Origin of the sequence: Mesorhizobium sp. M7A.F.Ca.MR.245.00.0.0, assembly GCF_003997415.1 — a bacterium.
Lineage (GTDB): Bacteria > Pseudomonadota > Alphaproteobacteria > Rhizobiales > Rhizobiaceae > Mesorhizobium.
Window position 1 is genome coordinate 17,491 of record NZ_RZTE01000005.1, and the last position, 24,153, is coordinate 41,643.

The 24,153-nt window shown below is 62.4% G+C and carries 19 protein-coding genes and 1 pseudogene (1 of these 20 only partly in view); 13 read left to right on the top strand and 7 right to left on the bottom strand.

Going from position 1 to position 24,153, the window contains the following annotated elements:
- Positions 1 to 608 (bottom strand): annotated as a pseudogene (recG, locus tag EOB80_RS08035) (ATP-dependent DNA helicase RecG); it reaches 1,499 nt to the left of the window's first position.
- 94 nt (positions 609 to 702) lie between these two features.
- On the opposite strand from recG, the gene EOB80_RS08040 reads away from it, so the two are divergent.
- From EOB80_RS08040 to EOB80_RS08050, 3 genes are all read left to right on the top strand, one after another.
- Positions 703 to 990 carry a succinate dehydrogenase assembly factor 2 gene (locus EOB80_RS08040; protein WP_127327276.1) on the top strand — a complete coding sequence of 96 codons (288 nt, stop codon included), beginning with the start codon at positions 703 to 705 and terminating at the stop codon, positions 988 to 990.
- A 71-nt stretch (positions 991 to 1,061) separates the two neighbouring features.
- Entirely contained in the window at positions 1,062 to 4,559 is a 3,498-nt protein-coding gene (gene mfd, locus EOB80_RS08045) for a transcription-repair coupling factor (protein WP_127327277.1), read from the top strand.
- Between the two features lie 136 nt (positions 4,560 to 4,695).
- The gene (locus EOB80_RS08050) at positions 4,696 to 6,069 is read left to right on the top strand and encodes a 3-deoxy-7-phosphoheptulonate synthase class II (protein ID WP_127272015.1); all 1,374 of its coding nucleotides are present in this window, start codon (positions 4,696 to 4,698) and stop codon (positions 6,067 to 6,069) included.
- Between the two features lie 104 nt (positions 6,070 to 6,173).
- Here EOB80_RS08050 and EOB80_RS08055 read toward each other — a convergent pair whose 3' ends face one another.
- The gene (locus EOB80_RS08055; RefSeq protein WP_127327278.1) at positions 6,174 to 7,244 is read right to left on the bottom strand and encodes a diguanylate cyclase; all 1,071 of its coding nucleotides are present in this window, start codon (positions 7,242 to 7,244) and stop codon (positions 6,174 to 6,176) included.
- A 405-nt stretch (positions 7,245 to 7,649) separates the two neighbouring features.
- On the opposite strand from EOB80_RS08055, the gene EOB80_RS08060 reads away from it, so the two are divergent.
- The 3 genes from EOB80_RS08060 to EOB80_RS08070 all read left to right on the top strand — a co-directional run bounded on the left by EOB80_RS08060 (position 7,650) and on the right by EOB80_RS08070 (position 9,135).
- The gene (locus tag EOB80_RS08060; RefSeq protein WP_127327279.1) at positions 7,650 to 8,066 is read left to right on the top strand and encodes a GFA family protein; all 417 of its coding nucleotides are present in this window, start codon (positions 7,650 to 7,652) and stop codon (positions 8,064 to 8,066) included.
- A gap of 81 nt (positions 8,067 to 8,147) precedes the next feature.
- Positions 8,148 to 8,507, top strand: a complete 360-nt coding sequence (locus tag EOB80_RS08065) for a diacylglycerol kinase (RefSeq protein ID WP_023810560.1) — start codon at positions 8,148 to 8,150, stop codon at positions 8,505 to 8,507.
- A gap of 40 nt (positions 8,508 to 8,547) precedes the next feature.
- Positions 8,548 to 9,135: a hemerythrin domain-containing protein gene (locus tag EOB80_RS08070; protein WP_127327280.1), complete on the top strand. Its 588-nt coding sequence runs from the start codon at positions 8,548 to 8,550 to the stop codon at positions 9,133 to 9,135.
- 3 nt (positions 9,136 to 9,138) lie between these two features.
- On the opposite strand, the gene EOB80_RS08075 is transcribed toward EOB80_RS08070, so the two are convergent.
- Positions 9,139 to 9,726: a DedA family protein gene (locus tag EOB80_RS08075; protein ID WP_127327281.1), complete on the bottom strand. Its 588-nt coding sequence runs from the start codon at positions 9,724 to 9,726 to the stop codon at positions 9,139 to 9,141.
- The gene (locus EOB80_RS08080) at positions 9,723 to 10,286 is read right to left on the bottom strand and encodes a DUF1003 domain-containing protein (RefSeq protein ID WP_127327282.1); all 564 of its coding nucleotides are present in this window, start codon (positions 10,284 to 10,286) and stop codon (positions 9,723 to 9,725) included. The genes EOB80_RS08075 and EOB80_RS08080 overlap by 4 nt, the downstream gene beginning before the upstream one ends.
- A gap of 92 nt (positions 10,287 to 10,378) precedes the next feature.
- Here EOB80_RS08080 and EOB80_RS08085 point away from each other — a divergent pair, with 92 nt between their 5' ends.
- The 6 genes from EOB80_RS08085 to gltX all read left to right on the top strand — a co-directional run bounded on the left by EOB80_RS08085 (position 10,379) and on the right by gltX (position 18,679).
- Entirely contained in the window at positions 10,379 to 11,095 is a 717-nt protein-coding gene (locus EOB80_RS08085; RefSeq protein WP_127327283.1) for a DNA-3-methyladenine glycosylase I, read from the top strand.
- A 129-nt stretch (positions 11,096 to 11,224) separates the two neighbouring features.
- The gene (locus EOB80_RS08090) at positions 11,225 to 12,901 is read left to right on the top strand and encodes an NAD+ synthase (protein WP_127327284.1); all 1,677 of its coding nucleotides are present in this window, start codon (positions 11,225 to 11,227) and stop codon (positions 12,899 to 12,901) included.
- 39 nt (positions 12,902 to 12,940) lie between these two features.
- The gene (locus EOB80_RS08095; RefSeq protein ID WP_127327285.1) at positions 12,941 to 13,351 is read left to right on the top strand and encodes a GNAT family N-acetyltransferase; all 411 of its coding nucleotides are present in this window, start codon (positions 12,941 to 12,943) and stop codon (positions 13,349 to 13,351) included.
- 378 nt (positions 13,352 to 13,729) lie between these two features.
- Positions 13,730 to 15,535 carry an ABC transporter ATP-binding protein gene (locus EOB80_RS08100; protein ID WP_127327286.1) on the top strand — a complete coding sequence of 602 codons (1,806 nt, stop codon included), beginning with the start codon at positions 13,730 to 13,732 and terminating at the stop codon, positions 15,533 to 15,535.
- A gap of 249 nt (positions 15,536 to 15,784) precedes the next feature.
- Positions 15,785 to 16,972, top strand: coding sequence for a hypothetical protein (locus EOB80_RS08105; RefSeq protein ID WP_245466286.1), 1,188 nt, complete (start codon positions 15,785 to 15,787; stop codon positions 16,970 to 16,972).
- A gap of 333 nt (positions 16,973 to 17,305) precedes the next feature.
- Positions 17,306 to 18,679, top strand: a complete 1,374-nt coding sequence (gltX, locus tag EOB80_RS08110; protein ID WP_127327287.1) for a glutamate--tRNA ligase — start codon at positions 17,306 to 17,308, stop codon at positions 18,677 to 18,679.
- Here gltX and EOB80_RS08115 read toward each other — a convergent pair.
- The 3 genes from EOB80_RS08115 to EOB80_RS08125 form a co-directional block, all read right to left on the bottom strand.
- Positions 18,597 to 19,811, bottom strand: coding sequence for a DUF2865 domain-containing protein (locus EOB80_RS08115; RefSeq protein WP_127327288.1), 1,215 nt, complete (start codon positions 19,809 to 19,811; stop codon positions 18,597 to 18,599). The two genes, gltX and EOB80_RS08115, sit on opposite strands and share 83 nt — an antisense overlap.
- Before the next feature lie 90 nt (positions 19,812 to 19,901).
- Positions 19,902 to 22,226 carry an NADP-dependent malic enzyme gene (locus tag EOB80_RS08120; RefSeq protein WP_127327289.1) on the bottom strand — a complete coding sequence of 775 codons (2,325 nt, stop codon included), beginning with the start codon at positions 22,224 to 22,226 and terminating at the stop codon, positions 19,902 to 19,904.
- A gap of 177 nt (positions 22,227 to 22,403) precedes the next feature.
- Complete coding sequence (locus EOB80_RS08125; protein WP_127327290.1) at positions 22,404 to 23,183, bottom strand: SDR family oxidoreductase; 780 nt, start codon at positions 23,181 to 23,183, stop codon at positions 22,404 to 22,406.
- Positions 23,184 to 23,301: 118 nt separating this feature from the next.
- Between EOB80_RS08125 and EOB80_RS08130 the strand changes: the two genes are divergently transcribed.
- Entirely contained in the window at positions 23,302 to 24,117 is an 816-nt protein-coding gene (locus tag EOB80_RS08130) for a UDP-2,3-diacylglucosamine diphosphatase (protein WP_127327291.1), read from the top strand.
- Positions 24,118 to 24,153 lie beyond the last annotated feature (36 nt).

Here is a 24,153-nt window from a genome sequence, read left to right on the forward strand (position 1 = left end):
GAGGGAGACGTGTGGCGGCGCATGAAGGCGCCGTCCTGCCATTCGGGAAATTCAGGCACACGCGCCAGCGCCTGGCCGATCGCCCGGCGCAGCACCTTGCCCGAGAGCCCGGCTGTCAGGGGATAGACCGGTTCGACCAGCGGCAGGTTTTCCGCCTCGCTGGCCAGCGCAATATGGTCGGGGTGGACCATGCTCGGGCGGCCATTGAACCATTCCATGCGGCCCGAGACCACGACATGCTCGCCCTCGGGCATCGCCTTTTCGAGATAGGAAGCGTGAGCATGGAAGAAGGTCAGCGCGATCTCGCCGGTGTCGTCATGGGCGAAGACGCGGTAAGGCACCGACCTGTTGCCGCGCGGCGGCGGCTGGTGGCGGTCGATGCGCACCTCCAGCGTCACGATTTGGCCTTCCGCGGATCCTGCGATGCCCGGGCGGCTGCGCCGGTCGATGACGGTGTGCGGCAGCACGAACAGAAGGTCGCCCGCGCGGGCGGGGCGGTCACCCAGATCGGCCGGGACAACCTTCTCGATCAGCGCGCCGACTTTCGGTCCGACGCCTGCAAGCGACGTGATCGGTACAAACAAGGGATCGAGGATGGTCGGGCGCATGATGTCAGCTTATGTTGCGATGGCGGCAGCGCAAGGCTGACAGCCCCTTCTATCCACGCTATATGCGCCGCAGCAAGCAAGGATGCGGCACACGATGACCGGAACGACGAGATCAAGCGAGGGGCTCGACGTCCGCCGCCGCAAGCTTCTGTTTCGCTCCTGGCATCGCGGCATGCGCGAGATGGACCTGATTCTCGGTACTTTCGCCGACGCTGAGATCGGCGCCTTGACGGCCGAGGAAATCGACCAATATGAGAGGCTCCTCGACGTTCCCGATACCGAATTCCTGCCCATGGTCACCGGCGAACGCCCGGTGCCGGCCGATATCGATTGTGTCGTCCTGCAAAAGATCCTGGCTTTCCGCCATTCTCTGACATTCTGAACACAAGCAATTCCAGGAAAAGTGCAAAGCGCTTCCCCTAGTGAATTGCGATAAAACAAGACCGTGATTTCATGAGCCTCATTCCCACCATCGGTCTGCCGAAAGACCGCGCCGGCCAGTTCATCGTCGACGGCGTCGCCGATGGCTACGAAGCCTTTGCGCTGGTGCAGGCGGCACTTGAGATCGCGCCGGACAAGCCGGTTCTGTTCGTCGCGCGCGACGGTCAGCGCCTGCCGGCGATCGTTGAGGCGCTGTCTTTCGCTGCCCCCGGCCTGCCGGTGCTGGAACTACCGGCGTGGGATTGTCTGCCTTACGACCGCGTTTCGCCCGGTTCGGATGCTGCCGCCAAGCGCCTCGATGCGCTGACCGCCATGATCGCGCTGGCGAAGAAGCCGCACCGCGCCGTCATCCTCACCACCGCCAATGCGCTGCTGCAGCGCATTCCGCCGGCGGATCTCGTCGAGGCACAGACGTTCCACGCCAGGCCCGGCAACCAGATCGACATGAACGTACTGGTGTCGCGGCTGGAAACGTCCGGTTTTGAGCGCGTGCCGACCGTGCGTGGCATCGGCGAGTTCGCGGTGCGCGGCGGCATTCTCGACCTGTTCGCGCCCGGCTGGACCGAAGCACTCAGGCTCGACTTCTTCGGCGACACGCTGGAATCGATCCGTGTGTTCGACGCCGCCACACAGCGCACCACCGGTCAGCGCAAGTCGATGGCGCTGCAGGCGATGAGCGAAGTGGCGCTGACGCCCGAAACCATCAGCCGTTTCCGCCGCTCCTATATCGAAGCCTTTGGCGCTCCACAGCGCGATGACGGGCTCTATGCAGCAGTCAGCGAAGGCAGGCGGTTTGCCGGCATGGAACACTGGCTGCCGTTTTTCTATGAGCGGCTGGAGACGGTGTTCGACTATCTGCCTGACACGCCTGTCATCTTCGACCATCTGGCGCATGAGGCGTTGGCCGAACGCCACACGCTGATCCTCGACCATTACGAGGCGCGCAAGAAGCAGGCGGACGGTGCCTTGAAGGACGCCGTGCCCTACAAGCCGGTCGCACCGGACCTGCTCTATCTCTCCCCGGAAAACCTGATCGCCTCGCTAGGACTGCGTGAAGCGATCGACTTCACGCCATTCGACGCGCCCGACGTTGGCGCCAAGAAGGTCTATCACGCCGGCTCGCGCCACGGCCGCAGCTTCGTCGAGGAGCGCGCCGATCCGAACGCCAATGTGTTCGATGTCGTCGTCAAACACATCGCCGATGAGCGCGCGGCGCGCCGCCGCATTGTCATTGCCGGCTGGACCGAAGGCTCGCTCGACCGGCTTGGCCAGATCCTTGCCGAACACCATCTCGGCAATCTCAAGAAGGTGGCGACGCTGGCGGAAGCCGAAAAGCTCGAACCGGGGCAGGCGGCCCTGGCCGTACTGCCGCTCGAATCCGGCTTCGAGACCGAAAAACTGGTCGTCGTCGCCGAACAGGACATTTTGGGCGACCGGCTGATCCGGCGCTCGAAACGCAAGAAGCGTCCCTCGGATTTCATCGCCGAGGCCTCGGCGCTGTCGGCCGGCGACATTGTCGTCCACGCCGATCATGGCATTGGCCGTTTCATCGGCCTGCGCACCATCGAAGCGGTCGGCGCACCGCATGACTGCCTGGAAATCCACTATGCCGGTGACGACCGGCTGTTCCTGCCGGTGGAAAACATCGAGCTTCTTTCGCGCTACGGTTCTGACACAGCCGAGGCGACGCTGGACAAGCTTGGCGGCGGCGCCTGGCAGTCGCGCAAGGCGCGACTGAAGAAGCGCCTGCTCGACATGGCCGGGCAGCTGATCCGCATCGCCGCCGAACGGCAGATGCGCTCCGCACCGCCACTGGTGCCGGCAGAAGGCCTCTATGGCGAGTTCGCCGCCCGCTTCCCTTATGAAGAGACCGACGACCAGCAGACGGCCATCGATTCAGTGCGCGACGATCTTGCTGCCGGCAAGCCGATGGACCGGCTGATTTGCGGCGATGTCGGCTTCGGCAAGACCGAAGTGGCGCTGCGTGCCGCCTTCATCGCGGCGATGGAAGGCTTTCAGGTGGCGGTCGTGGTGCCGACGACATTGTTGTCGCGCCAGCATTTCAAGACCTTTTCGCAGCGTTTCTCCGGCCTGCCGATCCGTGTCGGCCAGGCGTCGCGGCTGGTCGGCGCCAAGGAACTGGCCGAGACCAAGAAAGGCATCGCCGAGGGCCAGGTCGACATCGTCATCGGCACGCACGCGCTGCTTGGTTCCGCGATCTCGTTCAAGAACCTTGGCCTGCTGATCATCGACGAGGAGCAGCACTTTGGCGTCAAGCACAAGGAGCGGCTGAAGGATTTGAAGACCGACGTGCACGTGCTGACGCTCTCGGCGACACCGATCCCGCGCACGCTGCAACTGGCGTTGACCGGGGTGCGCGAGCTGTCGCTGATCGCCACGCCGCCGGTCGACCGAATGGCGGTGCGCACCTTCATCTCGCCGTTCGATCCCCTGGTCATCCGCGAGACGCTGCTGCGCGAGCGATATCGCGGCGGCCATTCCTTCTATGTGGTGCCGCGCATCAGCGATCTCTCGGAAATCCATGATTTCCTGAAGGAATCCGTGCCGGAGTTGAAGGTGGCGGTGGCACATGGCCAGATGCCGCCGGGCGAACTCGACGATATCATGAATGCCTTCTATGACGGCCAGTACGACGTGCTGTTGTCGACGACCATCGTCGAATCCGGTCTCGACATCCCGACCGCCAACACGCTGATCATCCATCGCGCCGACATGTTCGGCCTGTCGCAGCTTTATCAGTTGCGCGGCCGCGTCGGGCGTTCCAAGGTGCGCGCCTATGCGCTGTTCACGCTGCCGGCCAACCGCAAGCTGACCGACACCGCCGAGCGCCGGCTGAAGGTGCTGCAATCGCTCGACACGCTGGGCGCCGGCTTCCAGCTCGCCAGCCACGACCTCGATATCAGGGGCGCCGGCAATCTTCTTGGCGAAGAGCAGTCCGGCCACATCAAGGAGGTCGGCTTCGAGCTCTACCAGCAGATGCTGGAAGAGGCCGTCGCCGAGGTGAAGGATTCCGGCGAAGTGCAGGATGGCGGCTGGTCGCCGCAGATTGCCGTCGGCACGGCGGTGATGATCCCGGAAAGCTATGTTCCGGACCTGCAGCTCCGGCTGGCGCTCTACCGCAGGCTTGGCGATCTCGAAAACACCGAGGAAATCGACGCTTTCGGCGCCGAGCTGATCGACCGCTTCGGCCCGCTGCCGGACGAAGTCAAGCATCTGCTCAAGATCGTCTTCATCAAGGCGCTCTGCCGCAAGGCCAATGTCGAGAAGCTCGACGCCGGGCCGAAGGGCGTCGTCATCCATTTCCGCAAGCGCGAATTCTCCAACCCGGTCGGGCTCGTCCGGTTCATCGGCGAGCAGGGCTCGCTGGCCAAGATCCGGCCGGACCACAGCGTCGTCTTCGTGCGCGATTGGCCAACCCCCGAGAAGCGATTGGCGGGCTCGGCGGTCGTCATGACCCAGTTGGCGCGGCTGGTGGAGAAGGCGGCGTAGCCGGCCCAGGCCATTCGCCAGCGCTTGAATTCCGGTCTAGAATAGGAAATCGGCTTCGTGTATGGAGCCGCCATCCCATATAGGGGCGGGAAATGGCAGGCGAGGGTGCTTGCCGGAAAGAGCGTTGGGTGCAGCGATGACGAAATGGTCGCCGAATTCGTGGAGAGCAAAGCCGATCAAGCAGGTTCCTGCCTATCCGGACCTTGCCGCGCTGAAGAACACGGAGGCCCAGCTCGCAACCTTTCCGCCGCTGGTTTTTGCCGGTGAGGCGCGCAAGCTGAAGAAGCAGCTCGCTTCTGTCGCCGCCGGTGACGCATTCCTCCTGCAGGGCGGCGATTGCGCCGAGAGCTTCGCCGAGCATGGCGCGGACAACATCCGCGACTTCTTCCGCGTCTTCCTGCAGATGTCCGTGGTGCTCACCTTCGCCGGCGCGCAGCCGGTGGTGAAGGTTGGCCGCGTTGCCGGCCAGTTCGCCAAGCCGCGATCGTCCGACAACGAGACCAAGGGCGAGGTGACGCTGCCCAGCTATCGCGGCGATATCATCAACGGCATCGAATTCGACCCGAAGTCGCGCATTCCGGATCCCGCTCGCCAGGAAATGGCGTACCGCCAGTCGGCGGCGACGCTCAACCTTCTGCGCGCTTTCGCGCAAGGCGGCTATGCCAGCCTGGAGAACGTGCACCGCTGGATGCTCGGCTTCGTGTCCGACAGCCCGCAGGGCGAAAAATATGAGTCTCTCGCCAACCGCATCACCGAGACGATGGACTTCATGAAGGCCGTCGGCATCACTTCGGAAACCAACTACGCGCTGCGCGAGACGGATTTCTACACCAGCCATGAGGCGCTGCTGCTCGGCTACGAGGAGGCACTGACGCGCGTCGATTCGACCTCCGGCGACTGGTACGCCACGTCAGGCCACATGATCTGGATCGGCGACCGCACCCGCCAGCCCGATCATGCCCATGTCGAGTATTGCCGTGGAATCAAGAACCCGCTCGGGCTGAAATGCGGTCCTTCGCTGACGCCGGACGGCTTGCTGGAGCTGATCGACCTGCTCAATCCCGAGAACGAGCCCGGCCGGCTGACGCTGATCGCCCGCTTCGGTTCCGACAAGGTCGCCGACCATCTGCCGAAGCTGGTGCGCGCGGTGCAGAAGGAAGGCCGCTCCGTGGTGTGGTCGTCGGACCCGATGCACGGCAACACGATCGAGGCCGCCGGCTACAAGACGCGGCCGTTCGACCGCATCCTGAAGGAGGTCCAGACCTTCTTCGAGGTGCACCGCGCCGAAGGCACGCATCCGGGCGGCATCCATGTCGAAATGACCGGCAAGAACGTCACCGAATGCACCGGTGGCGCGCGCGCCATCACCGCCGAGGAATTGCAGGACCGCTACCACACCCATTGCGATCCGCGCCTTAACGCCGACCAGGCGATCGAACTGGCCTTCCTGGTCTCGGATCTGTTGAAGAAGAGCCACCCGGTGCAGCACAAGCAGGCGGTCAACGGCTGATTTTCGCGCAGTCCGAATAAGATCCATGAAAGGGCGTCCGAGAAATCGGGCGCCTTTTATGTCTGCGCTAGTCCAGTGTTCCCGGCACCAGCGGGCAGGGACTGTCAGTCCTTCTTGTAGAGCAGCCAGCTCTTGCCGGCCCGGCCTGCCATCGTCGAGTGCCTGGTGACCCGGTTGCGGCCGCTGACCTTGGAGCGATAGAGCGCCCGGTCGGCCTTGGTGTAGAGATCTTCGGGTCCTTCGGCTTCGGACGCCATGCAGATACCCATCGAGACGGTGACGGTGCCGTAATTCGTACCGGTCTGGCTGCTGGTGAACGGCGTCTGCTCGATCAGGGCGCGAATGCGCTCTGCGACGTCATAGGTGGCGTCCTCGCTGGCGCCCTCGATGATCAGCGCGAACTCCTCGCCGCCGGTGCGGGCGACGAACATGTCGCCGCGAATGCTGGTCTGGAAAATATCGGCGATGCTCTGGATGATCTTGTCGCCGACCGGGTGGCCATAGCGGTCGTTGATATCCTTGAAGCGGTCGATGTCGACAAGAACCAGGGCGTTGAACAGGATACCCCTGTTGCTGTTGTAGATCCTGGTGATCTCCTTGTCGAAGGCGCGCCGATTCCAGATATGCGTCAACGGATCGGTGTCGGCCAGCCGCTTGTACTCCTCAAGCTTCGACTTGACGCTTTCGAGTTCGGCCGTCTTGTCGCTGAGCGTCGAGGCCACCTGCCGGCCGTGATCGATCGTCGAATTGGTGGCAACCGCCATGGCGTTGGCGATCTTCTGCAGGAGATCCTGGGAGAGAAGGCTGCGTCCGCTGAGGCCGCTCGATGTCTCATCGAGGATCCTGCCGTATTTCTCGATGTGGCTGCGCTCGCTCCGCAGCAGCGAAGCAACCTCCTCGAGCTCCCTGGCAATGACGTCTCTGGCATGCTCGACGATGCCAGGGCCATGGTTGTGGGCAAAGAAAGTGCGCCCGATCTGGTCCAGTTCATCCTGTGTCGGCCGGCTGGCCAGCGAAACGACGGCCAGGCTGAGTTCGCGATTGGTGCCGCTCAGGGCCTCATAGAAGATCTCGTAATTGCGCGGCAGGCCGAGCACGCCCAATTGGCGCATTGTCGCGACAACAGTGGCTGCGATGTCGGTGCTTCGTTCGGTCGGGACAGCTGCCGGCTGCATCTTGGTTCTTCCCCTCGGATCCTCCGCGGAATTCGCGGTTTCCTTTGTCGCCGAGCCCTGGGGAATGCGACCGACGCTTCGAACAACTTGCGAAGGGATGCGTCCCCACCCACGGCCTTCGCTTGCAGGTGACCATAAATGCGCCGTCGCTAAAGTTTCCTTAACTGGCAGAGGTTCAGCGGGTTTTCTCTGTCTGCGGGCTGTAAAAGCCTTGGTCCGTGCGTCCAACAGTTGGAAACAACGCCGGTGCGGCGGCTTGAATTCGCGATTCGCGCATCGCACTCTTGAAAATGAAACCGAATTTCGGATTCTCCACGCCAGCACATGTCGCATTTGCTTGCGTGCTTGCGCGGCAAAGCTGGAATCCTAAGCCATGCCCGGCACTTTTCTTCAAGGAGGATCGACGTGAGTGATGGTCACCAGGGATCGTGTCTGTGCGGAGCCGTCCGCTTCAGCACGAACGGAGCGCTGCGTGGCGTCGTCTATTGCCATTGCTCGCAATGCCGCAAGCAGAGCGGACATTTCTATGCCGCGACCAATGTTGCCAACGCCGACATCGTGATCGAGGGCACGGAAAGTATCACCTGGTACGAAGCCTCTACCTTCGCCAGGCGTGGGTTCTGCAAGGCATGCGGATCGGTGCTGTTCTGGAAGCCGCGAGACCAGGACTACGTTTCGGTCATGGCGGGATCGTTCGACAAGCCGACAGGTCTTGAGGGCGAATGCCATATCTTCGTCGGTGACAAGGGCGACTATTATTCGATCGACGACGGGCTGCCACAGTTTGAAAAGTCGACACCGTCCATACCGGTTGCTGAATGAATCTTGGACAAGTCACCTTATTCCATTGATCTGGCCAGCCATTGCATTATCCCGTGCCGGTGATTCGCAAAGGGGTTTGGCATGCAGCGGCTGATCGATGCTTATTTCAATTCGGTGCGGGCGTTTCGCAAGCTGGCCACCAGCGAGAAGGCTTTCCAGCAGGAGCTGATGCTGCTGGCGCTTGCCTTGCCGCTCGGCTGGTTCGTTTCGATCTCGTGGCGCGGTTATGCCTTGCTGATCGGCGCCGTGTTGCTCTTGATCATGGTCGAAGTGCTGAACACCGGCATCGAGGCGGCATGCGACGCTTTCAGCCGCGAGTTCAATGTCGATATCCAGTTGGCCAAGGATTGCGGTTCGCTGGCGGTGCTGATTTCGGTACTCATCGTCGCCGGCGTCTGGGGCATTGCCATTATCGAGCGGATCACCGGGCTACCGATCTAGCCTTTCGATGCCTATATGCCAGTCACCAAAGGAGACTGTCATGGCCGGGGCCGCCAATTTTCTGCTTCTCGAACGCGTGGGCCTGCCGGATGATCTGCGCTGGCTGGCCGAGAAATATCCGCGTGAAAACTGGCAGGACCATGCCAACATCCACGGCATCGCCAATATGTGGCTGCAGCGGCACGACATGTTCCGCGAACTTGGCGGCATGCTGGCCAACGGCATCGGCGACTACCGTGAGGGACGGCTGACGGCGCCTGATTTCGCGCGCTGGTTCGCGCCCCGCCTCAATCATTTTCTAGGCAACCTCGACGGTCACCACAACGTCGAGGATTATCAATATTTCCCGGTCTTCGCCAAGGCCGAGCCCCGTTTGAAGCACGGCTTCGAGATACTCGATGCCGACCATCACACCATCCATGAGGGGCTGGAGCGTAATGCCGAGGCGGCCAATGCGTTCATCAAGACGCTTCAGGAGAGCGAAGACAGACAGCGCTTTGCCGCCGACGCCTATGCCGACGAAAACAGCCGGCTGATCGCCATGCTGACAAGGCATCTTGCCGACGAGGAAGACCTGATCATCCCGCTTATCCTCGATCGGGGGGATCGGGCGCTCGGCGTGGATTGACGATCAGCCCTCCCTGGCGCGTTCCTTGCTGGCGATGTGACGGGCGACGAGCCATGCCAGAACGGCCACGGTCAAGCCGATGCCAAGCCCGATCAGCAACCGTTCGTGATGCATCAACGCCTGGCCGATGACGTGCTCGGCGCCAAGTCCAAAGACATAACCGATCGTACCGAACAGCACCGCCCAGACCGCCGATGAAAGCGCGTTGAGGATGACGAAGCGCGGCGCAGCGATGTTGGAAAGCCCGGCTGCAATGCCGCCGACGAGGCGGATGCCGTAGATATAGCGGTTGGACAGCACGAAAATGTCGGGATGGGTATTGAGCAGACGAAAGGCGCGGCGGAAGCCGGGCCGTTTGCGCAACCTGACGACATAGGGATGGTCGGCGAAGCTTCGTCCGAGGATGAAGAAGAAAGTATCGCCGACGAAGGCGCCGAGCGCCGCCGCAAGAACCGTGTGCCACAGGACGAAGACCTGCTGGTGGGCGAAGAAACCGCCAAGAATGGCGGCACTTTCGCCCTCCGCGACACAGCCGATAAAGACCGCGAGCAGCCCGTATTGTTCGATGAAATGATGGATCGCGTCGGTCATGAAGCCGACTGCTGCGAAGACAGCCTTTCGTCGATCCGCTTGATCATTTCGGTCAGTTGCACGATCTCGTCGCGCATACCGAGAATCTGGCCGTGGCGCAGTTCATCCAGCTTTTCATGCAGCGCCATGATCTCGATCTCGGCTTTCAGGTTGACCTCGTAATCGTGGGCGGCGTCGATGCGGTCGCGTTCGGTCTGGCGGTTCTGCGCCATCATGATCACCGGCGCCTGCAAGGCGGCGACCATCGACAGAACGAGATTGAGGAAGATGAACGGGTAGGGATCGAAGGCGCCACGCGACAGCAGCCAGACATTGCCTGATGTCCACAGGATTAGAAAGGCGATGAAGGTCAGGATGAAGGACCATGACCCACCGATGCGGGCGATCGTGTCGGCGAGCCGGTCGCCGAAGGTCTGGTGGAAGGCGACGGCCTTGTTGGTGTCGCGCGAGATGGTGGTGCGTTCGAGCGTCGATTGCAGCACCCGGCTTTCGAGCTGGCTGAGGCCGTCCGGCCGCCGCTTGAGCCAGCGGTTCGCCAGGTCGTCGATCGTCTTGTTCATGGCCATCTCCAGGGTCTTTGGCTTGCCGTAAGAGGTAGAGGCTGCCGGCTCACACGGGAAGTGTTAGATTGATTCCAGTTGCCGAGGGACCAATGGCCGATTTCAAGAAAATTCGCGCACGCGCCGCAAAACGCAAGGGCGGCGAAGAGGAACTGACGTCGCTGCTGGGTCCGGCGCCTGACAATGCCGCCGTGGCTGACATGGCCGATGACCGCATTCTCTCTGTTATGGCCGAACGCGTCTTCGCCGCCGGTTTCGTCTGGCGGGTCATCGAGCAGAAATGGCCGGGCTTCGAGGAGGCGTTTCTGCGCTTCGAGCCGAAGCGGCTGTTGTTCCAGCCCGATGATTTCTGGCACGATCTGACGGCCGACCAGCGCATCGTGCGCAACCCGCAGAAGATCAGATCCGTGCGCGACAACGCCGCCTTCGTCGAGCGCGTGTCGAAGGAATATGGCGGCTTCGGCCAATTCCTTGCAAACTGGCCGGCGGACGACCAGGTCGGGCTGATGGCCTGGCTCGGCAAGCATGGCAGCCGGTTGGGCGGCAATACGGGCCAGTATTTCCTGCGCTGGCTGGGTTGGGATGCGTTCGTCATCTCGGGCGATATGGCCACGGCGTTGCGCGACGCTGGCCTCGACATCGCCGAAAGCCCGACTTCGAAGAAGGACCTGGACAAGATCCAGAGGCAAATCAACCAATGGGCAGCGGAGACGCATCTGCCGCGCCGGCATATTTCACGCATCCTGGCGATGTCGATCGGCGAGAATCATTCGCCGCAAGCGTTGCGCGAATATATGGGCGACGATTGATACCTGGTCGTCTCGCCACGATTGAAGCACGTCGATCGGTTCGCACACGATTGACGTATGTCAATCGGTCCGAATTGGTCCAAACGAACGCCATTGCCCGGGCAATTTTGCCGCGCTAAGTCAGCAGGCATGACCAAGAAGCTCGACATCCTGCGCATCGCCGTCGCCCAGCTCAATCCGACTGTCGGCGACATATCAGGCAATCTCGCCAAGGCCCGCGAGGCGAGGGCGGATGCCGCACGTCAGGGCGCCGATCTCGTGCTCTATACCGAGCTTTTCCTCGCCGGCTACCCGCCGGAGGATCTGGTGCTGAAGCCGGCCTTTTTGAAAGCCTGCGAAAAGGCGGCACAGGACTTTGCCGCCGACACCGCGGATGGCGGTCCCGGCGTCATCATAGGCACGCCGTTGAAGCGCAAGAGCGGCACGCACAATTCGATCGTCTTCGCCGATGGCGGCAAGATCATCGCCGAACGCTACAAGCTCGATCTGCCGAACTACGGCGAGTTCGACGAGAAGCGCGTCTTCCAGGCCGGACCCGAGATCCAGGGGCCGGTCAATTTCCGCGGCGTGCGCATCGGAGTTCCGATCTGCGAGGACATCTGGGGCGACGTCGATATCTGCGAGTCGCTGGCCGAAAGCGGGGCGGAAATCCTGCTGGTGCCGAACGGCTCGCCCTATTATCGCGCCAAGATCGATGTCCGCCACCAGGTCGTCATCCGCCAGGTCATCGAATGCGGGCTGCCGATGATCTATGCCAACCAGCTTGGCGGGCAGGACGAGTTGATCTTCGACGGCGCGTCGTTTGCCATTGGCGCCGACAAGACGCTTGCCTTCCAGATGAGCCAGTTCGAGGAAGCGGTCGACATCACCACCTGGAAAAGACAAGGGGATCACTGGGTCTGCTCGGAAGGGCCGATGTCGAAAATCCCGGACCGGGAGGAGGCCGACTATCGCGCCTGCATGTTGGGCCTGCGCGACTACGTCAACAAGAACGGCTTCAAGAATGTGGTGCTTGGTCTGTCCGGCGGCATCGATTCGGCGATCTGCGCGGCGCTCGCCGTCGATGCGCTCGGCGAGGAACGCCTGCGCGCCGTCATGATGCCCTATCGCTACACCTCGAAGGACTCGCTGAAGGATGCCGAGGATTGCGCCCGGGCGCTCGGCTGCCGTTATGACATCGTGCCGATCTTCGAGCCGGTCGAAGGGTTTCTGCACGCGCTGACGCAGATGTTCGAAGGCACCAAGGAAGGCATCACCGAGGAGAATTTGCAGAGCCGCGCGCGCGGCACCATCCTGATGGCGATCTCCAACAAGTTCGGCTCGATGGTCGTCACCACGGGCAACAAGAGCGAGATGTCGGTTGGCTACGCCACGCTCTATGGCGACATGAATGGCGGCTTCAACCCGATCAAGGACCTTTACAAGATGCAGGTCTACGCGCTGTCGCGCTGGCGCAACAGCCACGTGCCGCCGGGCGCGCTTGGCCCCTCGGGCGAGGTGATCCCGAAAAACATCATCGACAAGGCGCCATCGGCGGAATTGCGCGAGAACCAGACCGACCAGGATTCGCTGCCGCCCTATCCGGTGCTGGACGACATCCTCGAATGCCTGGTCGAGAATGAGATGGGTGTCGACGACATCGTCGCGCGCGGCCATGACCGGGCGACGGTGACGCGCATCGAGCATTTGCTCTACATCGCAGAATACAAGCGACGGCAGGCGGCGCCGGGCGTGAAGATCACCAAAAAGAATTTTGGCCGCGACCGCCGTTATCCCATCACCAACCGGTTCAGGGATCGCAGCTAGGTACCGAAAGCGCGCGCGGCGGTGCGGTCGGAGACAGCCATGCCCGATTGTGAGATCAGCTTCGACATGTCACGGATCGATTTCCGCGCGACATCGGACCTGTTGATGGCAAGCTATTGGGGCGCCGGACGCACTGACGAAGTCCATCGCCGCGCCTTTGCCAATTCGCTTTGCGTCGGCGCCTATGTCGATGGCAGGCAAGTCGGCTTCGGCCGCGCGATCACCGACCGCACGGTGTTCGCCTATCTCGCCGATATCATCATCTGGCCGGAGAATCGCGGGCAAGGCATAGGCAGCCGGCTTGTTCAGGCCCTGATCGATCATCCGGAGGTCAGGACCGTTTTCCATTGGAGCCTGTCGACCAGCGATGCCCATGGAATGTATGAAAAGCTCGGGTTCAAGCCATCGACCGATGGCCGCTACATGCGCTTGGATCGCATTCCTGAATGAGGCGCGGCTTGCCCGCCATTGTTGCAAAATAATCGCAGTGGTTGGACCAGATACGCTTTTGGCGTCAGCCCGTCTTGGCGATTTATAGGAGCGTCTCTATAAGGACCCCTCCGCAATTGTCTTGCGGGAGGTCCGAATGGCAGTATTTCACATGGTAATGCGAGGCCGCGAAGCCTAGGTCTCATCCGGCGCTCCGCGAAGGTTTCCCCTTCGTGCCGATGCCGGACCGAGCACAGGCTTATGCCGATGCCGATCGCCGCCCGATTTGGGCGATACGCCAAATATGCCACTCCGCTTCCGGGCACTCATTGGCTCCTTGCGCGGCTTCTTCAATTTTCGACCTACTGGGATCGGGCTCGTTTGTGCCCGAATGACATCATGGCTCGTTTCAAGATCGATTTGCGCGCGAGCGCCTTTCGCAGCGTTCTTGGCTTCACGCTCACTCATTGGCGGCGTCAGCCCTGGCGGCTCTCGCTCATCATGGGCAGCTTCCTGCTGTCGACGCTGGCCGATGTGCTGACGCCGCTCTACTCCGGCCGGCTGGTCGACGCCGTCGCCAGCAGCGCCGGCGCCGACGCGATTGCCTGGAATGCCGCGATGACGGCGTTCTCGATGCTGATGGCGCTCGCGCTGGCCGGCGTCGTGTTGCGCAACCTGGCGTTCATGGGGATCGTCGAGCTGACGTTGAAGATGATGGCCGACATCGCCGCCGATGCTTTCCATCGCGTCCAGCGCTTTTCCACCGACTGGCATGCCAACAGCTTTGCCGGCTCGACCGTGCGCAAAGTGACGCGCGGCATGTGGGCGCTCGACCTGCTCAACGACACCATCCTCATCGCGCTGCTGCCGTCGGTCGTCATGCTGGTCGGCTCGACATTGCTGCTTGGCTGGTTCTGGCCGTTGATGGGTGCGGTCGTTGCTGCCGGTTCGGTGCTGTTCATCACGGTGACGGCGCTGCTGTCGCTTGGCTATGTCGCGCCGGCGGCAAGGCTCGCCAACACCTGGGATACCCGCCTCGGCGGCTCGCTGGCCGACGCGGTCAGCTGCAACGCCGTGGTCAAGGGCTTTGGCGCCGAGGAGCGCGAAGAACGCCGACTGGCCAAGGTCGTCGCCAAATGGCGTGCGCGTACACGGCGCACCTGGGTGCGCGGCACCATCAACGGCACCACGCAAGGGGTGCTGCTGCTGGTCATGCGCGCCGCGGTGATCGGCCTGGCGCTGATGCTGTGGTCGTGGGGGCAGGCGAGCGCCGGCGACGTTGCCTTCGTGCTGACCTCGCTCTTCGTGCTGCAGGGCTATCTCAGGGATGTCGGCACGCATATTCGCAATCTGCAGCGCTCCATCAACGATATGGAAGAGCTGGTCGATTTCCAGTCCGAACCGCTCGGCATCGAGGACCGGCCCGGTGCCAAGCCGATCCGGATCACCGAAGGACGGATCAGCTTTGACAACGTCACCTTTCACTATGGCCATCACCGATCGGCGCTTTACCGCGACTTTTCGGTCGATATCGCACCGGGTGAGCGCGTCGGGCTGGTCGGCCATTCGGGATCGGGCAAGACGACCTTCGTCAAGCTTATCCAGCGGCTCTATGACGTGAATGCGGGGAAAATACTGGTCGACGGTCAGGACATCTCGCAGGTGGCGCAAGCCTCGTTGCGCGGGCAGATCGCCATCGTTCAGCAGGAGCCGATCCTGTTCCACCGGTCGCTGGCCGAGAACATCGCCTATGCCAGGCCGAGTGCGACGCAGGAGGAGATCGAGCATGCCGCGAAGCTGGCGAGTGCGCATGACTTCATCACCAACCTGCCGAAGGGTTACGGCACGCTGGTCGGCGAACGCGGCGTGAAACTGTCGGGCGGCGAGCGTCAGCGCGTGGCGATCGCGCGCGCCTTCCTTGCCGATGCGCGCATCCTGATCCTCGACGAGGCGACATCGAGCCTCGATTCGGAGTCGGAGGTGCTGATCCAGCAGGCGATGGAGCGGCTGATGGTCGGCCGCACGACGCTGGTCATCGCGCACCGGCTTTCGACGGTGAGGGCGCTGGACCGGCTGCTGGTCTTCGATCGCGGCAACATCGTCGAGGAAGGCTCGCATGATGAACTGATCCGGCTGAAAGGCGGCATCTACCGCCGCCTGTTCGAGCGCCAGGCATTGGAACTGACCAAGGGACTTGTGAGCTGAATTGAGGCGGCCTTCAGCTTCGGCCGGAGGCCGCCTCTGTCCGGTACGGTCAGCCCAGCGGGCTGGAGCAGGACATGCGATCGCAAGGCCGCGGCCAACCCGCCGATCAGCGCATCGATGCTGGCCGACTTGATTTGCCTGTGAAGCCCTGTCCGGATAGTAAGTCTTGAGACCTCTGTTCATCATACTGACCGAGATACGTTGTTTCTACCATTGGTTGATATATATCCGATGGAGGGCAACCCACGGATGTTCTTCACGATGCATCTTTCTGCAAATGCCGAGGAGAAGTTCGCTGCGCCGTCAGTGCTGGAATCTCAGCATGGCTCGGTTCGGCCACTGGCTGCCGAAGATCTCGAGCGCGTCGCCGCACTCTTCCTGACGAAGTTTCGCCGGCGCCGGCGTCACCTCCTCGATCGCGCGATCGCGGAGACGGCCGCGTATATGAGAGAGATTTACCTCGACCCTGCCGGCCAGTCCGGGGAAAGCAACGCTCTTGTCCAGATCAACCGGCACGGTCGTCTGGGTGGATTCCTCGGCGTTCTGAAAGCCCGCTACGAGCTCAATGGAGCGGCATTGAATGCGGCGATCATCGGGCCGCTCATGGCCGACCCCGGCACCGATGACGGCTCGGCCGGACCCCAATTGCTGCGTGCCTTGCATCAAGGCGAATTCGATCTGCAGCTGACCGATTCGGCCAACCGGACATCCTTGGCCTTCGCGCGCCCGATGAAGTACCAACTCCTTCCTGTGCATTGTCTGGGATGGACATATGTTTTCCGGCCGGCGGCGATGGCCGCCTCCGCACTGCACCGTAAATGGCCTGGCCTGCCTCGCCTTGTACTCGATCCATGCGCAAGAGCATTCGATGCTCTCGCGAAGAAAAGGTTCGAGCCACCGGTCCTCCATTCATCGTCGCATCGCACCCACCGTGAGCCGATCGATGCCGTTCAATTTGCCGAGAAGCTGCCGACCCTCCTGTCTGGTTACGCTCTTCGGCCGAGTTGGAAGGATGGGGAACTTGCACGGCTGCTTGCGCTGGCGGCCGAGAAGCGGGCCGACGGCCCCCTTCATTTCGGTGGGACCTACGACGAAACGGGCAAAATGCTCGGTTGTTATGCCTTCTATGGTCAAGCCGGCGGCGTGGCGAACCTGTTGCAGATCCAGGCATCCGGATTGCACTGGGGCGCGACGCTGGATGCGCTTGTCGCCGCCGCATGGGAGATGGGCTGCGTGGGCATCACCGGACAGACGCAGACCAAATTCATACCTCAACTCTTTGGCTACAAGAATGTCTTCTTCCGCTATGCCGGGGGAACAATGGTCCGCTCGCGGATCGCCGAGGTCACGGAAGCGGTCCGCTCCGGCGACATCTTTATCGGTGGATTGGTGGGCGACCGCTGGACCCGCCTCAGTTCCGATGATTTCGGCCGCTGATCGCCTTCAAGCGCTACAAACTTGGGTTAATGGGTTCCTTCGGAGCCTTCGCCGACGCGTTGGCTGACGGAGCATCAAACGAAAAACCCGCCTGTGCGGCGGGTCGCTGGCGCAAATCAGCACCATAGCCAAATATGTACCATAGCTGAGGGCACCGAGTCAAGAAAAAATTCCTATCGTGAAAAGCTGCCGGCACAAAATGGGCACCGCCGGCCTGGGCGCCGTCGGAGCGTCCACCGCCGGTCTTTTCATTCCAGCCGCCATGTTCTATGTCTGCCGGCCAGCGCGGGGGCGCGTCTTGTCAACCACAAAAGCATCCGGTACGCCCCGTTCATGACAGTTACCGTTCGTTTCGCCCCGTCGCCGACCGGCCGCATTCATATCGGCAATGCGCGCACGGCGCTGTTCAACTGGCTGTTTGCCATGAACAACAAGGGCCGATTCATCCAGCGCTTCGACGACACCGACATTGCGCGCTCGAAGCAGGAGTTTTCCGACGCCATCCTCTACGACCTGCATTGGTTGGGCATTTTTCCCGACGCCACCGAGTACCAGTCGCGGCGCTTCGAAGTCTATGACGCGGCGGTCGAGAGGCTGAAGACGGCAGGCGTTCTCTATGCCTGCTATGAAACGCCGGAGGAACTCGATCTCAGGCGCAAGGTGCGCCGCACGCGCGGCCTGCCGCCGGTCTATGGTCGCGAGGCGCTGACGCTGACGCACGAGCAGATCGCCGAATACCAGACCGATGGCCGCCGGCCGCACTGGCGGTTTCTCCTCCCCAATTTCTCAGGCGATCCACAACAGCCCGAACGCACCGAAATCCACTGGAACGACCTGGTGCGCGGTGAGGAAACTGTCGATCTGGCCTCGCTTTCCGACCCGGTCCTGGTGCGCGAGGACGGCACCTATCTCTATACGCTGCCTTCCGTGGTCGACGACATCGAGATGGGCGTCAGCCATGTCATCCGCGGCGACGATCATGTCACCAACACCGGCGTGCAGATCGCCCTGTTCCAGGCGCTGGCTGCGGAGCCGCCAGTGTTCGGCCACCACAATCTCCTGACCACCGCATCGGGCGAGGGCTTGTCTAAGCGCACCGGCGCGCTCTCCATCGAGAGCCTGCGCGAGGACGGCATCGAGCCGATGGCCGTCGCATCATTGGCCGTCCTGGTAGGCACTTCGGAGAATGTCGCGGCGGTGCCGACGATGGGCGAACTCGCCGAACGCTTCGACCCGGCGGCGACATCGAAATCCGCCGCCAAGTTCGATCCCGACGAGCTGTTCGTGCTCAACCGGTCGCTGCTGCACCACATGCCGTTCACCGAGGCACAAGATCGTCTGATCGTGCTCGGCGTCTCCGGCGAGCAGGCCGAACCGTTCTGGATGGCGGTGCGCGGCAATCTCGACAGGCTGGCCGATGCGGTCAACTGGTGGCGTATCCTGCGCGACGGACCGCAGGAGAAGCCGGAATTTTCCGGTGACGACCGCGATTTCCTTCGACAGGCCTTCGATCTGCTGCCGGAGGAACCCTGGAGCGCGGCGATCTGGAAGGACTGGACGGGCAAGATCAGGGAAGCGACCGGCCGCAAGGGCAAGGCGTTGTTCATGCCGCTCAGAACAGCCCTTACCGGACTGCCTTCGGGGCCGGAGCTTGCAGATCTATTGCCGCTGATGGGTCGGGAAGGAACGTTGGCCCGACGACCCTGACCTTGCGCTGTTCCGGAGGCAGCGCGGACACAGGTGACGTCACCGGCTTGGCGGAAAGCCGCTTGATCGCCTCGCGGTCGAGCCCGCCTTCCAGATTGGCCAAAGTTTCCGGATCGGCACCTGGATCCGGTTTGGAGATCGGCACCGGAATGAACGGTGCGGAGTCCGTCTCGGGTTGCAACTGTTCCGGATTCGGCGGGTTGCCGGCGATGATCTGAAAACCCTGCGCGGCGGCGTTGCAGCCGCAAGCCGGCGGCCGCGACATATCGGGCTGCTTGTAGAGATAGGCGGTCGGCAATTCGCTGTAGGGCCGGCCGGTGACGGATGACGTCATCGAGGCCGAATCGTCGCCCATGGCGCGCGAATAGAAAACCTGCATCTCGGTGCCGGGGCAGCTCGATTCGCAATTCTTCTGGTCACGTTCGAAATCGCCTGCCGAGGCTGAGTTCGACATCGGGAAGAAGTAGCCGTCGCAGGTGCGCACACAGGAAGTGTGGAACTCACCGCCGACGCTCGGAAAATCGGGTATGCCGGGCTGGTTGAGCACACGGCGGACATTGCGCTCCTCGCCGGGATCGTCGGGCTGGTTGGGCTCATCAAGCATATCGAGCTGCTGGCTGTTGCCGCCAAAAAGCTGATCGAACAGGTTTGCGCTGCCGCCCTCGCGGTTGGCTTCCTGCAAAGGCGCCCGCTGAGGCGCAACGGCGTCGTCGCGGCAGCCATTGGCGTCAAGCGCCGCCAGGATGCGTCCGCGGTCGCGGCGCGAGCCGCCGCCGGCCAGCCGCTCGCGCTTGTTCTGCAAGGCGTCGAGATTGGCATTCATGCGATCGATGGTGGCGTTTAGCCCGGCGCATTGATTGAGGTTGCGACCAAACAGCGAAAAACCGCATCCGGCCCGGCTCGCCTGGCCGCGAGCCTTCGAAATCTGCTCATGTTGCCGGGCAATTGCGGAATCGTATTTCCGGACTAGCGCCGGACCGCCACCGCCGCCACGCGAGGACGCGGCAAGATCGGCTTCCAGCTGGCGGCAGACCCGCGAAGCAGCCTGCGGCTCGGCTATCCCCCAGGTTGCGGACAACAGCAGGCCAAGCAGCACGGCAGCATGCGCCTGCTTCCACCCTCCGCTTGCCATCCGCCCAAACTCCACCTTCCAAATCCGACTGTTAGCCCCGCATAGGCTACCGTGTTCGCGGTTAACTGCAGTTTACCGCGAAATCCGTGTTCAGCCCAGATTGACGACCGCTTGTGCCTTGTGGGCGGCTTCGACCACGGCAAGCGCCGTCATGTTGACGACGCCGCGCGAGGTGACAGACGGCGTCAATATATGCGCCGGCATGTCAGTGCCGAGCAGGATCGGCCCGACATGCAGCGCATCCGTCATGGTTCTGAGCGCCGTCAGCGTGATGTTGGCCGAATCGAGGTTGGGGAACACCAGCAAATTGGCTTCGCCCTTCAGTCTCGAATGGGGATAGACGCGCTGGCGCAGGTGCTCCGACAGAGCAGTGTCCGCATGCATCTCGCCATCGCATTCAAGCTCAGGCGCGATGCGCGCCAGGATCGCCGCTGCTTGCCGCATCTTCAGGGCGCTGGGCGAATCGCGCGAGCCGAAATCGGAATGCGACAAGAGTGCTGCCTTCGGCTCGATGCCGAAGCGCTGGATTTCTTCCGCCGCCAGCACCGTCATCTCGGCGATTTCTTCCGCCGTCGGGTCGACGGAGACGTGGGTGTCGGTCAGGAAGATGATGCCGCGCTGCGAGATCAGCATCGAGAGCGTCGACAGGTCGCGATCCTTGACGCCGGTGCGCGGGCCGATGATCAAGGTGACGTTGCGCAGATGCCGCTCGAAGCGCCCTTCAAGGCCGCAGACCATGGCGTCGGCATCGCCGCGTTTCAGCGCAAGTGCTGCGATCACCGTGTTGTCGGTGCGGACCATGGTGCGCGCGGCTTCCGTCGTGACGCCACGCCGGCCGGCGAGTTCGATCAAAAGGTCGACATAGTGGCGGTAGCGCGGATCGTCTTCCGGGTTGATCAGGCCGAAATCGACACCGGGCTTGATGCGCAAGCCGTAGCGTTTCAGGCGCACTTCGATGACGTGCGGCCGGCCGATCAGGATCGGCTCGGCGATGCCTTCTTCGAGCACCACCTGGGCGGCGCGCAGCACGCGCTCATCCTCGCCGTCGGCATAGATGACGCGCTTGGCGCTCGATGCCTTGGCGGACGAGAACACCGGCTTCATCACCAGGCCGGAGCGGAAGACGAAGCGGTTCAGCTTGTCGATATAGGCGGCGAAGTCGGTGATCGGCCTTGTCGCGACACCGGTGTCGCAGGCGGCCTTGGCGACCGCGGGCGCTATACGCAGGATCAGGCGTGGATCGAAGGGCGAAGGGATCAGGAATTCAGGGCCGAAGATCGGCGTCTCGCCGGAATAGGCGCGGGCCGCGACATCTGAAGGTTCCTCGCGTGCCAGCGCTGCGATTGCCCGCACCGCCGCCATCTTCATCTCCTCATTGATGGCGCTGGCGCCGCAGTCCAGCGCGCCGCGAAAGATGTAAGGAAAGCACAGTACGTTGTTGACCTGATTGGGAAAATCGGACCTGCCTGTGCAGATCATCGCATCGGGACGCGCCGCACGCGCCGTTTCCGGCATGATCTCCGGATTGGGGTTGGCCAGCGCCAGGATCAGCGGTTTTGGCGCCATGTGCTCAAGCAGTTCCGGCTTCAGCACGCCTGCCGCCGACAAGCCGAGGAAGACGTCGGCACCCGATATGACGTCGGCCAGCGTGCGCGCCTCGGTGTCCTTCACATAAGGGTCTTTCCAGCGGTCCATCTCGTCGGTGCGCCCCTTGTAGGCAACGCCGAAACGGTCGGTGACCCAGATGTTTTCGACCTTGGCGCCGAGCGAGACCAGCAGGTTGAGACAGGCAAGGGCGGCAGCCCCGGCGCCGGAGGTGACGATCTTGATTTCCGATATGGTCTTGCCGACAAATTCCAGCCCGTTGAGCACGGCGGCAGCGACGATGATGGCGGTGCCATGCTGGTCGTCGTGGAACACCGGTATCTTCATGCGCGCCTTCAACTGTTCCTCGACCTCGAAGCATTCTGGCGCCTTGATGTCCTCGAGATTGATGCCGCCGAAAGTCGGCTCGAGCGCCGAGATCGTCTCGACCATGCGCTCGATACCGGGCGCGTCGATCTCTATGTCGAAGACATCGATGCCGGCGAACTTCTTGAACAGGACGGCCTTGCCTTCCATCACCGGCTTGGAGGCCAGCGGGCCGATATTGCCGAGGCCGAGCACCGCCGACCCGTTGGTGACGACACCGACCAGATTGGCGCGCGCGGTGTAGTCGGCGGCGGTCGCCGGATCGTCGCGGATTTCCAGGCAAGGGGCGGCGACGCCAGGCGAATAGGCGAGCGCGAGGTCGCGCTGATTGCCGAGCGGCTTGGTCGCCTGTATCTCGAGTTTTCCCGGCCTTGGGTGCTTGTGGAAGTAGAGGGCGGCTTCGTCGAGGTCCGAACGTACCGTCTTTTTGCTCTCGCCTTCCATGCGGCCGCTCCCTCGAAATCTGGCTGGAGATTCCCTTTTAGCATGCAGCCGTGGTTTTTCGCGACGCTAATTGACGCGCCGGCAGCTTTACCCGGCGGCGCGTACAAAGCCTTGAACGATCAAATGCTTATGCCGATTTTCTGATGGATAGTTCCTGCAGTTTCACGGACAAGTTGATCAAAAGGCGCTGACGTAGAGACCACCATCGACCGGTATGTTCTGCCCGGTCAGATAGCCCGCATGGACCGAGCACAGGAAGGCGCAGATCTGGCCGAATTCTTCCGGCGTGCCGAGCCGCTTGGCCGGAACGTCGGCGCTGATGCGAGTCTTGCGCGCGGCTGCGGCCTCAGGGCTTTCGACGCTGCCGGCTTCATGCGGGCCGCGCAGCCGGTCGGTGTCGAGCTTGCCCGGCAAAAGACTGTTGATGGTCACGTTGCGGTCGATCACCGTTCTGGCCACGCCGGCAAGAAACGAGGTCAGGCCGGCGCGCGCGCCGGACGACAGGTCGAGGCCGGGAATGGGCACATAGACCGACAGCGATGTGATGTTGACGATGCGGCCGAAGCCGCGCGCCGCCATGCCGTCAAGGACAGCCTGGACCAGCTCGATCGGCGTCACCATGTTCTGGGTGACGCCTTCGAGGATCTTTTCGCGATCGAGCGTGCGGAAATCGCGAAGCGGCGGGCCGCCATTGTTGTTGACGAGGATGTCCGGCTCGGGGCAAGCCGCGAGCAGCGCCTTCTGCACCTCCGGCTTCGAAACGTCGCCAACGACTTCCGTCACCGTGACGCCATATCGCTCGCGCAACTCCGCGGCGGTTTTCGCCACCAGCTCGGCATTGCGCCCGTTGACCACGACATCGCAGCCGGCTTCCGCCAGCGCCATGGCGCAACCGCGCCCAAGTCCCTTGCTCGAAGCGCAGACGATGGCCTTCTTTCCGCGGATACCGAGATCCATGACGATTTCTCCTGTGATTTGGCCGGCAAGCTAGTCCTTCGGCTGGACCAATCGCAACCGTCATACGGTTGTTGCATGAATCGGGGCATAGGCTCGCGAAAGCAACGGTGAAATCGCGATGTCCGGCCAAGAGCCCCGCACTTTCCGCAGCATGTTCATTTCCGATGTCCATCTGGGCTCGAAGGCGGCCAAGGCCGAGTTCCTGATCGATTTCCTTCGATATCACGATGCCGATATCATCTATCTGGTGGGCGACATCGTCGACGGCTGGCGGCTGCGGCGGAGCTGGCACTGGCCGCAAAGCCACAATGACGTCGTGCAGAAACTGCTGCGCAAGGCGCGCAAGGGCGCCAACATCACCTACATCGCCGGCAACCATGACGAGTTCGCCCGCCAGTTCCAGGGCGTGCATTTCGGCGGCATCGTTGTCGCCGACCGCGCCATCCACGAGACTGCCGACGGCAAGCGCCTGCTCGTCATCCATGGCGACCAGTTCGACACCGTGGTCCACAATGCGCGCTGGCTCGCCTATCTCGGTGATCACGCCTATGACGCGGCCATGCTGGTCAATCGCGTGGTGACGCGGCTGCGGCAACTGCTCGGCCTGCCGTATTGGTCGTTTTCGTCCTGGGCCAAGCACAACGTCAAGAAGGCGGTGAACTTCATCGGCTCGTTCCAGACCATGCTTGCGGATGAGGCGCGTCGTTCACACGTCGACGGCGTCATTTGCGGCCACATCCATCATGCCGTCATCGAGAATTTTGGCGATGTCCAGTACATCAACACCGGCGACTGGGTGGAAAGCTGCACGGCCGTGGTCGAGCATTTTGACGGCCGCATGGAAATCCTGACCTGGGCGCAGGTGCTGCCAGAAGCGCCGGACGAGCCCTTTGTCCCGTTGCTCATCGAGGACCGGGTAGGGCAGGCGGCATAGTCCGAAGTCTTTTCAGGCTTCGGAATCGATCAATTA